Source organism: Rheinheimera sp., from assembly GCF_036568245.1.
Taxonomy (GTDB): Bacteria; Pseudomonadota; Gammaproteobacteria; order Enterobacterales; family Alteromonadaceae; genus Alishewanella.
On sequence record NZ_DATCSY010000059.1, the window covers coordinates 1 to 11869 of the forward strand.

At 50.7% G+C, this 11869-nt stretch carries 13 protein-coding genes; 6 read left to right on the forward strand and 7 right to left on the reverse strand.

Going from position 1 to position 11869, the window contains the following annotated elements; translation table 11 throughout:
* From VIN66_RS02620 to rpsU, 3 genes are all read right to left on the reverse strand, one after another.
* On the reverse strand, window positions 1-599 hold a 599-nt coding region (locus VIN66_RS02620; protein ID WP_331922541.1), incomplete at its 3' end, for an RNA polymerase sigma factor region1.1 domain-containing protein.
* Between the two features lie 85 nt (window positions 600-684).
* On the reverse strand, window positions 685-2439 hold the full coding sequence (gene dnaG, locus VIN66_RS02625; protein WP_331922542.1) for a DNA primase: 1755 nt from the start codon (window positions 2437-2439) through the stop codon (window positions 685-687).
* Between the two features lie 153 nt (window positions 2440-2592).
* A complete protein-coding gene (gene rpsU, locus VIN66_RS02630; RefSeq protein WP_027671378.1) occupies window positions 2593-2808 on the reverse strand; it encodes a 30S ribosomal protein S21 in 216 nt (71 codons plus the stop codon).
* Between the two features lie 180 nt (window positions 2809-2988).
* Here rpsU and tsaD point away from each other — a divergent pair, with 180 nt between their 5' ends.
* Entirely contained in the window at window positions 2989-4002 is a 1014-nt protein-coding gene (tsaD, locus tag VIN66_RS02635) for a tRNA (adenosine(37)-N6)-threonylcarbamoyltransferase complex transferase subunit TsaD (protein ID WP_331922543.1), read from the forward strand.
* A gap of 147 nt (window positions 4003-4149) precedes the next feature.
* On the opposite strand, the gene plsY is transcribed toward tsaD, so the two are convergent.
* A complete protein-coding gene (gene plsY, locus VIN66_RS02640; RefSeq protein ID WP_134059133.1) occupies window positions 4150-4755 on the reverse strand; it encodes a glycerol-3-phosphate 1-O-acyltransferase PlsY in 606 nt (201 codons plus the stop codon).
* A 138-nt stretch (window positions 4756-4893) separates the two neighbouring features.
* Here plsY and folB point away from each other — a divergent pair, with 138 nt between their 5' ends.
* Genes folB through VIN66_RS02655 form a run of 3 tightly spaced genes read left to right on the forward strand, consistent with a single transcriptional unit; the run spans window position 4894 to window position 6541 of the window.
* A complete protein-coding gene (gene folB, locus VIN66_RS02645; RefSeq protein ID WP_331922544.1) occupies window positions 4894-5247 on the forward strand; it encodes a dihydroneopterin aldolase in 354 nt (117 codons plus the stop codon).
* Complete coding sequence (gene folK, locus VIN66_RS02650; RefSeq protein WP_331922545.1) at window positions 5247-5741, forward strand: 2-amino-4-hydroxy-6-hydroxymethyldihydropteridine diphosphokinase; 495 nt, start codon at window positions 5247-5249, stop codon at window positions 5739-5741. Before folB ends, folK begins: the two co-directional genes overlap by 1 nt.
* Entirely contained in the window at window positions 5738-6541 is an 804-nt protein-coding gene (locus tag VIN66_RS02655; RefSeq protein WP_331922546.1) for an undecaprenyl-diphosphate phosphatase, read from the forward strand. Before folK ends, VIN66_RS02655 begins: the two co-directional genes overlap by 4 nt.
* Here the strand turns inward: VIN66_RS02655 and VIN66_RS02660 are convergent.
* Window positions 6538-7773, reverse strand: a complete 1236-nt coding sequence (locus VIN66_RS02660) for a multifunctional CCA addition/repair protein (protein WP_331922547.1) — start codon at window positions 7771-7773, stop codon at window positions 6538-6540. The two genes, VIN66_RS02655 and VIN66_RS02660, sit on opposite strands and share 4 nt — an antisense overlap.
* Before the next feature lie 97 nt (window positions 7774-7870).
* On the opposite strand from VIN66_RS02660, the gene VIN66_RS02665 reads away from it, so the two are divergent.
* Entirely contained in the window at window positions 7871-8797 is a 927-nt protein-coding gene (locus VIN66_RS02665) for an ExeA family protein (RefSeq protein WP_331922548.1), read from the forward strand.
* A 39-nt stretch (window positions 8798-8836) separates the two neighbouring features.
* Window positions 8837-9649, forward strand: a complete 813-nt coding sequence (locus VIN66_RS02670; protein WP_331922549.1) for a general secretion pathway protein GspB — start codon at window positions 8837-8839, stop codon at window positions 9647-9649.
* On the opposite strand, the gene VIN66_RS02675 is transcribed toward VIN66_RS02670, so the two are convergent.
* A complete protein-coding gene (locus VIN66_RS02675) occupies window positions 9646-10863 on the reverse strand; it encodes an HD-GYP domain-containing protein (protein ID WP_331922550.1) in 1218 nt (405 codons plus the stop codon). The genes VIN66_RS02670 and VIN66_RS02675 overlap by 4 nt on opposite strands.
* Before the next feature lie 88 nt (window positions 10864-10951).
* On the reverse strand, window positions 10952-11869 hold a 918-nt coding region (locus VIN66_RS02680; RefSeq protein ID WP_331922551.1), incomplete at its 5' end, for an HD-GYP domain-containing protein.

The window sequence follows — 11869 nt, forward strand, 5'->3', positions numbered from 1 at the left end:
TCGTCGTCGTCAGAATCGTCGTCATCGTCCATCTGATCTTCCGGCACGTCAGAACCGATGTGGCTGCCAGAGATTGGCGCCTCATCAATATCATTCGGGTCGATAAAAGCAGTAACGATGTCACTTAAGCGGATTTCTTCCGCTTCGTATTTGTCCCACTGTTCCAGCAGGTAGGTAATAGCTTCAGGGTATTCAGCAACAGAGCTTTGTACCGTGTTAATACCGTCTTCAATCCGCTTGGCAATATCAATCTCGCCTTCACGGGTTAACAGCTCAACAGTACCCATTTCACGCATGTACATCCGCACCGGATCGGTGGTACGGCCCAATTCTTTATCAACGCTTACCAGCGCCTGGGCAGCCTCTTCTACAGCGTCTTCGTCTGTGGTGGCATCAGCCATGATCAGATCATCGGCATCCGGGGCGCTTTCAAACACCTGGATCCCCATGTCATTGATCATGCGGATAATGTCTTCTATCTGATCAGAATCGATAATGTCTTGCGGCAGGTGGTCATTCACCTCAGCAAAGGTCAGATAACCTTGCTCTTTACCTTTGATGATCAGGAGTTTTAACTGCGACTGAGGATTTTGCTCCATAGAGACTTATCTTCCACCAATGTTGATTAATGTAAAATTGCGAACTAGCGATTATAACAAAGCGCAGCTTTTCTAGCCAGCTGCATTAGGTCGCAAGCTTTGGTTTTTTGCTTTTCAGTGCCTGCAGTAACAGGTTGTATTTATGCCATTCGGCTTTGCTTAATTGGTTAAGCTTGGCCCGTAGCGCCAGTTCATCCAACTGCTTCTGCAAGTACTGATCTTCAATAAAATAAAATGTGTCGATAAACTCCTGCGACAACTGTTCAGGCTCGATCTGGTGCTCCCAGGCGGCCAGTGTCATCAGGATGCTGTGTTCGGGTAAATCACGCCATTGCTCAAGCAACTGGGCTGTGGTCAAACCGGGCTCTTGTTGCAACCGCTGCTGTATTGCCAGTAATAAGTTAATGCCAGGAATATCAGCGTCCGCCAGCTCCGGTGCATCAGGCATTACCTTGACTAAATGGGGATACTGCAACAATAAACCAATAGCCCTGCGCATTGGCGTAATTTTCATGGTTGCCGGTTTTATCCGGTTTGGCGCCCGTTTTACTGCTGCTTTTGTCCGTTCCCGTGGTTTACCCAGCAGGTTAGCCAGTTTGTCGCTTAAGCTGTCGCGATAAAATTCACTGGGAATTTGTTTAATCAGTTCGGCTGCTTTAACTGACAATGCCGATTTTCCTGCATCTGTTGCCGGATCAAATTCCTGGATCAGATGCTCAAAAAAATACTGGTTCAGCGGTGTTGCTGCCGCAATACGCTGCAAAAAGGCGTCTTTGCCTTCTTTTTGTACCAGGGTGTCCGGGTCTTCACCATCGGGTAAAAACACAAAGTTAAGTTCCACGCCGTCTTTTAGCTGCGGCAGCGCATTTTGCAGGGCTCGCCAGGCTGCATCACGTCCGGCACGGTCGCCGTCATAGCAGCACACCACTTTAGGCGTATAACGAAACAGCGTATGCATATGATCTGACGTCGTGGCAGTGCCTAAGCATGCGACGGCAAAACGGATATCATGTTCGGCCAGTGCGACAACGTCCATGTAGCCTTCTACTACCAGTACCTGTTCTAAGTGCCCCGGCTGCTGGCGTGCTTCGTATAAACCATACAGCTCGCGACCTTTATGAAACAACCGGCTTTCCGGCGAGTTCAGGTATTTGGGGGTACCGTCTCCCAGTACGCGACCACCAAACGCAATAACACGGCCGCGTTTATCGCGAATAGGAAACATTAAGCGGTCGCGGAAAAAATCGTACTCGCGGCCATTGTCGTTGCGGTTAATCAGCCTCAGTTCAACCAGCTGATCGCGTAGCGTTCTGTTATTGACCGGGCTTAGCTGTTTTAGCAGATTATCCCAACCATCCGGTGCATATCCAATCGCAAAGTCGGCGACTGTTTTCTCGCTTAAACCGCGTTTGGCAATATATTGCCGTACCTTCTGTGCATCGGGGTGCTGAGTTAGCTGCTGCTGATAAAACGCGGCGGCTTGCTGCATTAAGGTGTAGTCATCTGCATGTGCTGCAGGCCGCGCTTTAGCTGCCCCTTGCTCACGTGGCACGTCCAGATGGTGCAGCTGTGCCAGCTCTTCAATCGCCTCAACAAATTCCAGCTGTTCAAACTCCATCATAAAGCTGATGGCGTTACCGTGCGCACCACAACCGAAACAATGATAAAACTGTTTATCGGGGCTGACAGTAAAAGAAGGTGATTTTTCGCTATGAAACGGGCAACAGGCGGCGTAATTTCTACCGGCTTTTTTAAGCGGTACGCGCTGGTCAATCAGTTCGACGATATCGGTGCGGGCCAGTAATTCGTCGATAAACTGTCTTGGGATTTGTCCTGCCACCTTTTTCCTTCGGCGTTATTCAGAAAAAGACAAACCGTGCCTTGCGGGCACGGTATGCAGATATCAACTTTGCAATATCACGACGGGCTTTTCAATGCTGATATTTATCAGCAGACAGCACCGTGGTCGTAAAGCGGGTAAACTAAGCGACGCTTAGTACAGCTTGATACGACGTGCGTTTTCGCGAGACAGCTTCTTAGCGTGACGCTTAACAGCTGCAGCTTTTTTACGCTTACGGATCCAGGTTGGCTTCTCGTAGAATTCTTTTGCGCGAACGTCAGCTAATACACCAGCTTTTTCACATGAGCGCTTGAAACGACGTAATGCTACGTCAAACGGTTCGTTCTCTTTTACTTTAACAACAGGCATTAAATTCTCACCTCAGGGCCAAATTGGTTATCTCTGAACCAATACGATTAAAAATGGTGCGGCATTTTACGCAAAAAGACAGGGTGATGTAAAGCAGTTCTGCGATCTAAATCCGATCCTCTGGCTCTGCGTGGGCTGAGCCGGTACAATGCGCGCTATTTTAGCGGATTTGAGACACAGATGCGAGTTTTAGGTATAGAAACGTCCTGCGACGAAACCGGTATAGCGATCTATGATGACCAGCAAGGGTTACTCAGTCATGTACTGTATAGTCAGATCCCATTGCATGCCGATTACGGTGGTGTGGTACCTGAGCTGGCGTCGCGTGACCATATCCGTAAAACCATTCCATTAATTAAACAGGCTTTAAAAGAAGCCGGTTGCCAAGCCGCCGATATCGATGGCGTGGCTTATACCGCCGGCCCTGGTCTTGCCGGTGCGCTGCTCGTTGGCGCGGCTATTGGCAGGTCGCTGGCGATGGCGTGGAATAAACCGGCACTGGCCGTGCACCATATGGAAGGCCACTTACTGGCACCGATGCTGGAAGAGCGCTCGCCAGAGTTTCCTTTTCTTGCGCTTTTAGTGTCGGGAGGGCACACCCAGTTAGTGGCCGTTGAAGGTATTGGCCGCTACGAGCTGCTGGGTGAGTCAATTGACGATGCCGCCGGTGAAGCCTTTGATAAAACAGCCAAGTTGATGGGGTTAGACTACCCGGGCGGCCCGTTGCTGGCCAAACTGGCGACTCAGGGCGATGCGAAAAAATATAAATTCCCCCGGCCGATGACCGACCGGCCAGGGCTGGATTTTAGCTTTAGCGGCCTGAAAACGTCAGCTGCTAACATGATTGCTAAAGAAGGTAACAGTACTCAGGTGCAAGCGGATATCGCAGCATCGTTTCAGCAAGCGGTGGTGGATACGTTGGTAATTAAATGTGAACGCGCATTGCAGCAAACCGGCTATAAGCGTCTGGTGATTGCAGGTGGCGTTAGTGCGAATACATCATTACGTGAGCAACTGGCAGTGTTATTAAAGCGCTATGGTGGTGAGGTGTTTTATCCACGCAAAGAGTTTTGTACGGATAACGGCGCTATGATTGCGCTGGCTGGGTATTTTCGTTTAGCCGCAGGGCAGCAGCAGGATTTAACGATTGGCGTTACGCCACGCTGGCCAATGCAGGATTTGCCAGCGATTTGATTATTGTCAGAGCGGGTTGTGTGTGGCTTCGGTTGCAACTCCCGCCCTGGCTCGCCACAGCAACTCGCTCACGCTTGCGCGTTCACTCAGACACTCTGTGGCGCCCACGCCGGGATTCCAACCTCGCTTTCAGGTTCTATCGCTTTTTTACTCGCGAATGCGTTTGGTCTTATCCCACACTTTGCTCTCTTTACCCTGCCACAAGCGTACTATGTTTTCGCGGTGGCGCAGAATAATCAGCACGCTGAGCATAGACACCGGTATCGTATACAAAGGCTTGATAAACCAGGTAAACACCGGTGCCAGGCTCACCGTCAAAATGGCTGCCAGTGATGAGTAACCACTGAGCGCGACAATCACCAGCCAACTGCCTATCAGTAGGCCCGCCAGATCCAGACCAATGGGCATCATAGCACCAAAAGCTGTTGCCACTGCTTTACCGCCTTTAAAGCCAAAAAATAGCGGAAAGATATGCCCAACACAGGCGCAGATTGCGATTAAGCCTAAATACAGCGGTTCTATTTTCAGAAAATAGGAGCCCCACACCGGGATAGTGCCTTTTAAAATATCAAACACTAATACCAGCACAGCAGGAACTTTGCCGCCCAAACGCAGCACGTTGGTTGCTCCGGGATTGCCGGAGCCATGTAAACGAGGATCGGGTAGGCGGAACAGTTTGCTGACCAGCACTGCCGACGAAATGGAGCCACAAAGATAGGCTGCCAGCATCATAATTCCAATCAGCGGGGTCATTAAGGCGGTTCCTCAGCACCAGTTTTTACGTTAAGATTGCAGCCTGATTCAAGGCCTGCAGAATATAGGTTTTCAGCGGTTTTACCTATCCGACCAGCCTACCTGAAACGAGAAATAACGCAATGCGGATGTAACTGAATGGACATAGTTTTTATAAAACAGCTACAAGTAGACACCGTTATCGGCGTTTACGACTGGGAAAAGACCATTCAGCAACGGCTTTTTCTTGATTTAGCCCTGACAACCGACACCAAAGCAGCGGCTGCAGGCGATGACATTAAACTGACACTGGATTATGCCATTATTGCTGACAAGGTAACGGCACTTATCACCGCCCAGCCGATAGAGTTGATTGAAACCGTCGCAGAGCGTGTAGCCGCTATGTTGTTGCAGCAGTTTGCTACCAGCAAAGTTGAAGTAACCGTCAGTAAGCCAGGTGCAGTAGCGCAAGCACAGACGGTCGGTGTACACATAGTGCGGAGCCGTAACTGATGGCCCGTATCTATATCAGCATTGGCAGCAATATTGATCGTCAGTTTCATATTCAGGCTGCAGTCAGCGCGTTGCAGCAACACTTTGGCGCTGTGCAGTTATCGTCAGTATATGAGAGCGAAGCCGTTGGCTTTAGCGGCGATGCCTTTTATAACCTGGTGGCCTGTGCCGATACCCGTTTGCCAATATCGGACTGTGTTGCCTTGTTTAAGCAAATCGAAGACAGCTATGGCAGAGACCGCAGTGCTCAAAAGTTCAGTGGCCGGACGCTGGATTTAGACTTGCTGACTTATGACGATGTGGTATGCCAGCAACCGGTAGAGTTGCCACGGGCCGAAATTACTGAAAATGCGTTTGTGCTTTGGCCTTTGGCAGAGTTAGCGCCTGACAGGTTGCACCCGAAGATCGGTGTGTCTTACGCCGAGTTATGGCAGCAATACGAGAAAAAACAAAAATTATGGCCAGTGCCATTTGAATGGAGTGCGCAGCAGTGAGTACAGTGGAAGTTATTATTCTGGCTATTATCCAGGGGCTTACAGAGTTTTTACCGATATCGTCTTCCGCTCATCTGATTTTACCTTCGGCCATTCTGGGCTGGCAGGATCAGGGGCTGGTGTTTGATGTAGCGGTACATGTTGGTACTTTACTGGCGGTGATGCTGTATTTTCGTCGCGATATCGGCCAGTTAACGGTCGGCTGGGTGCAGTCGCTGGCCGGGAAACACAGTACCGAAAGTAAACAGGCATGGTGGGTGATACTGGCGACGATACCGGCAGGCTTGGCCGGTTTATTGGCCGCTGATTTGATAGAAACCTTTCTGCGCTCGCCTTATGTGATTGCAGTGACGACTATCGTGTTTGGCCTGGCGCTATGGCTGGCAGACGCTACGGCTAAACAGCAGCAAACAATGGAGCAGTTAAGCTGGAAACAGGCACTGCTGATTGGCATTGCCCAGGCGATAGCGCTTATTCCGGGCACCTCGCGTTCAGGCATCACCATGACCGCAGCGTTAATGCTGGGACTGGACAGGGTAAGTGCAGCGCGTTTTTCGTTCTTATTATCTATTCCGATCATAGTGCTGAGCGGCGGCTATCAGGCGTCCAAGCTACTGTCTGAACCTACGCACTATGATATCAATGCGATAGCGCTCGGTACGGGCTTGTCATTTATCAGTGCTTTTATCTGTATACACCTGTTTTTAAAAGTGATTGAGCGCATGGGTATGCTGCCGTTTGTGATTTACCGGCTGATTTTAGGTATAACCTTACTGGTGGTGTTAAGCAGCACCGTTTAAGGTGCTGTATCCGTTTTATCACGGGCTTTGGCCGTACTGATCGCATCCAGCCTGGCGCGTTCCAGCCCTTGCTTGATTTGCTCACCCTGTAACCCCTGTGCCAGTAACGTCTTGGCATTGACCTGCAAAGCCGCACTGGCTAACTGGCGTAAATACTCTGCCTGCGGGTAGGCCGCCTGCTCAAAGCCGGTGCGGCCACGCAAATCGGCCTCGCAGCACAATAGTATTGCCTCCAGCCGTTGTGGCTTGCGCCATAAATCTATTGCATTGAATAGCTTTAGCACAGTGCTGCTTTTCAGTTCGCGGGCGCGGTGGATTATCTGATGGTACTCACATACCAGCAGCGCCAGATCGCGGCAATCGTTAGGCACCCGTAACCTTTCGCATAGCAGCTTAATAAGGGGTAAACCGGTATGTTCGTGGCCGTGATGGGCCGGCCACAGCTCAGGTTTGGTGACACCTTTGCCTAAGTCGTGCACTAATGCTGCAAAGCGGATGTCGAGCCGGTCAGATAACAGTGCGGCTTGTTGCACTACCATCATCGTATGTACGCCGGTATCAATTTCCGGATGCCACTGTGGTGGCTGAGGCACACCCCACAGTGCGGCCAGTTCGGGCATGAGTACCTGTAAAGCGCCGGTTTGCTGGAGCAAATCAAAATAGGCTTGAGGTGTTTTCTCGCACAGCGCTTTGGCGGTTTCCTGCCAGACGCGCTCTGCCGCCAGCGTATCAAGCTCTGAACTTAACTGCTGCATCAACTGTTTGGTTTGCGGCGCAACGGTAAACCCCAGGTGGGCATAGCGGGCGTAAAATCGTGCAACACGCAGCACGCGCAGTGGGTCTTCGGCAAATGCATCAGAGACATGGCGCAGTATTTTCTGTTTCAGATCATCCGCACCGTGAAAAGGGTCAACCAGACTGCCGTCATCTGCCTGTGCAATGGCGTTTATCGTAAGGTCACGGCGCAGCAGATCCTGCTCCAGCGTAACGTCCGGTGCGGCATAAACGCTGAAACCGGTGTAGCCCTTGCCACTTTTGCGCTCGGTACGGGCCAACGCATGCTCTTCCTTGGTATCGGGATGTAAAAACACCGGAAAGTCTTTGCCGACCTGCTGATAGCCCAAAGCCAGCATTTGTTCGGGGGTGGCACCTACCACGACCCAGTCCCGTTCATGAAACGGATACCCTAAAAGACTGTCACGTACTGCACCACCGACCAGATATCGTTGCACCGGCTTTCCTGTTGCTGGATTTTTTGCCATTATACCCATCGTCTTTCAAAATGCACGGTCGCAACAAGTTGCAGCGCCCTTAGTAGCAGGATGCAGTATGTATACCGGATTTTTTGGCCTGAACAGTGCCCCGTTTTCGATAGCCCCCAACCCGGAGTTTATGTATCTGAGTCCGCGTCATGCTGAGGCACTGGCGCATTTGCGTTTTGGCTTGGGTGAGGCGGGCGGCTTTGTGTTGCTGACCGGCGAGGTAGGGACCGGTAAAACCACCGTATCGCGCTGTTTGCTGCAGGAGCTTGATGATCGGGCCGAGGTGGCGTTCATTCTGAATCCAACCTTATCTGAGCTGGAATTGCTGGCTGCTATCTGCGACGAGTTGAAAATCCGCTATAAAAAAAGCGATGCCAGCCTGAAATTACTCGGCGATAAAATCAAAACCCGTTTACTGAAAAACCATGACGCCGGTAAGCATACCTTACTGATTATTGACGAGGCCCAGCACCTGCAGCCCGCTGTGCTGGAGCAATTGCGCCTGCTGACTAACCTGGAAACCAATACCCGTAAGCTGTTGCAGGTGATTCTGATTGGCCAGCCTGAACTGCAGCAATTGCTAAAACGCAACGACTTACGACAACTGGCGCAGCGTATCACCGCCCGTTACCACTTATTGCCACTCAATCTGGATGAGGTAAAGCAATACCTTAAATTCCGCTTACAGGTAGCAGGTTGCAGCCGGCCGGTATTCAGCGACGGTGCAGTCAAACGTTTATTCCAGCTAAGTGGCGGTATTCCAAGGCTGCTTAACCTGATGGCCGACCGTGCTTTGCTTGGTGCTTATGGTCAGCAGCAGGCGATTGTCAGCGAGAAAATGGTCAAACAAGCTGCCAGTGAAATACTGCCGCTGTCAGAACAGGTAAATCAATGGGCTTTACCTGCCTGGTTCTGGCCTGTATTGGGGGTTTGCGCTATAGTGCTGGGCTTTAGTCTGGCACTGGTGCTGATGCCGCTGCTTCAACACGGCTGACCGGCGGCAATTTATGTATAAAGGTAGTGTAAAAAGGTTATGTCTATTTTAATGGCTGCATTAAAGCAGCAGCATCATTCAGATCCTGCACCTGACAAAACCAGCAGCTACTGGCGCAAACTGGCACTGGTACTGGCCTTATTGCTGGCGTTGCTAACCGGAGCTGTTGCTGCTTATTTGCTAAGCCCCTTGCTACACCCTGTGTCGGCGCCAACCAGCGAGCAGACCCCGGCAACACCGGCTGCTGCTGATGTTATTTTGCAGGCGCTGCAGACAAAAAATGTTGCTGACAACGCCAGCGCACCAGCGGCTGATACTGTCACTGCGAGCACCAGCCCGGCGGATATAGGCAACGCCTTAAGCCAGGTTGTGTCGCCACCGCAACAACCTGTCAGTGAACCATTTAGCTCACCGCCTCCGGTAAAAACCATGACAGCGGGCACCAGCGCGGCAGAGCCGAAGCCGATAGAGGTAAACAAAGATGTCGCCCGAGACGTCGCTGCTGAACCGGTTGAAGTGTCATCTGAACTGCGCGACAAATTCGCTTCAGCGTTAAAAGCGACAGAGCAAAGCAGCCGCAACCCGGCCAGGCGCACCAATGATGCCCCTGCGGTTGATATCAGTGAGTTGGATATAAGCTTACGCCAGCAAATACCAGCATTACGGTTTGATGCCCATGTTTATGCCACCACGCCCAGTCAGCGCTGGGTAAAAGTAAACGGCAAAACGCTGCAGGAGGGGCAGTGGGTGACGGCCGATATCCGCATTAAAGAAATTACGCCGCAGTTTGTGCTACTGCAACAGGGTAATCAGTTATTCAGTATGGCAGCATTGTCTGCCTGGCCTGACTAAACCTGCATAATAAATTCATTAAAAAACTTTTTCAGATCAATGCCATAGTCTGTAGCATCGACTACAGACTTTATCGCATCATCGCATTTGGGGTTGGCTAAATCTACTGTGATTGGCGGCAGATAACATCGCCGTTTGGTATGGTAAAACAGCTTAACGACCGGGCAGGTCAGGCTGTTGGGGTTATTTTCCAGCACCAAGGCCAGTTTTTCACTGTCCATCAGTACCAGCGTGCCAGGTGGATACATGCCAATAGCAGCAATAAATTGCTTGACCAGCTCCAGATCAAAATGTGCCGGGCTGTCACTGCGCAGTATCTTCAGTGCCCTGAAGCAGCTTTGGCCGCTTTTATAAACCCGCTGGGCGGTAATAGCATCATAGGTATCGACTATTGCTATCATACGGGCATGCAACGATATTTGCTCTTGCTGCAGGCCTGCCGGATAGCCTCTGCCATCCATCCGCTCGTGATGGTTGGCCGCCACGTCCAGGCTGATTGGCGAAATGCCTTCAGACTGCTGCAGAATATCGCGGCTAAACTCAACGTGCTTACGCATAACGACAAACTCGTCATCCGTTAAACGGCCAGGTTTGTTCAGAATCGCATCCGGTACTTTGATTTTGCCGATATCGTGCAGTAAGGCACCTGTGGCCAGCTCTTCAATCGTGGACTCGTCCAGTTTCAGGTACTTGGCAAAAATAGTCATCAGAATGGATACATTGACCGAGTGCTCGAGCAGGTAAGCATCCTTGTCCCGCATCCTGCTAATACAAAGCAAGGCATCCTGATTACGGAACACCGAATCAATAAAACCATCGGCACAACGGCGAAAATCGGCGACGTTAATCGCTTTACCATTGGTGATATCCGCAAAAGCGCGTTTTTGCAGTGATTTGGCTTCTGAGTACAGAGCTTTTGCTTTCTTGATTTCCTGCGCCATGCTGAGCTTCTTCATGCTCTGACGGGCAGAGAGCGACGGGGCATTTGCCGCTGTAGCTGACATATTAAACGGGCTGCTGTCATCGTCAGCCAGTTCAGTAGCCTGTTGCCTTGCAGGATCGACATTAAGCAGCGCTACGCCTTTACTGCGCAACAATTCAATCTGGGCTGGGTTGGAAATTAATCCCTGTATTTTTAGCGCCTTACCTGAGGATGTTTGTGCATTTACCACATACATGCCGCTGGCTAACTGCTCGATACTAATTGTTTTCAACTACTGCTCATTTCACTCAGGCAATTGTTAACATCTTAGTGGTGCCATCGTGCTTATTCAAGCAGCTTATATTAGCTAACGGTAAAATTTAGATGTAGTTGCGCACATCCAGGCCGTATTTTTTCAAATCGACACAGCTGTCGATTTGCTCTTCCTGCTGACGGGAAAGATCCATTACTCTGGCTGGCAGGTGATGTTGATGCACACTGTGGTAAAACACCTTCACTTTCGGTAACAAGGGCTTTTTCGCACTGTTCTCCAGCACCAAAGCCAGCTTCCCGCTGGTCAGTTTGACCACTGAGCCTGGCGGATAAATACCAATACATTTAATAAACAGCTGTAATAACTCAGCATCAAGTTTGTGTGGTGTGCGTTCAAGCAGTAAGCGGGAAGCCGCCAGCGGCCCCAGCTTACTGTTTTGTGGTGAGGTCAGTTTTTCGTAATTATTGACAATGGCCAGCATCCGGCTGCCTTTTTCAATCTGGCTGGCGCTGATCTTTGGTGAGCCGCTGCCGTCAAGGTGAGCACAGTGCTGGCTAATCCACAGTGAGATTTCACCGGCCAGATTAGCTGTTTTCTGCAGCGCATTCAGGCTGGAGGGAATAGCCATATAGTCTTCTGCATGCAGGTAGTCTGGGTTCAGCGCTTTGCCGATATCATGCAGCAGTGCAGCTGTGATCAGTGACTGCACTTTATGCGCCGGCATATTCAGATGACGGGCAAACGCCGCCATATAGACAGCGCAGCTGATACTATGTTGCAACAGGCTGTCACTTTGCTCGGCAATGCGGTTTAAACACAGCAGTACATCCTGATTGCGCGAAATAGAATCAGCCAGGCCGGCGCTGACTTCATGCACCAGTGTCAGGTCAATCATATTGTTATGACGCACTGCATCGAGCATCTGGCGCTGCACTTTTTGCGTTTGTACCAAAGCACGCTCAGCTTTTGGCCACTCATCGCTGAACAGTGCTCTGGAATTGTGTTCGTCGTCAATATTGGCGGG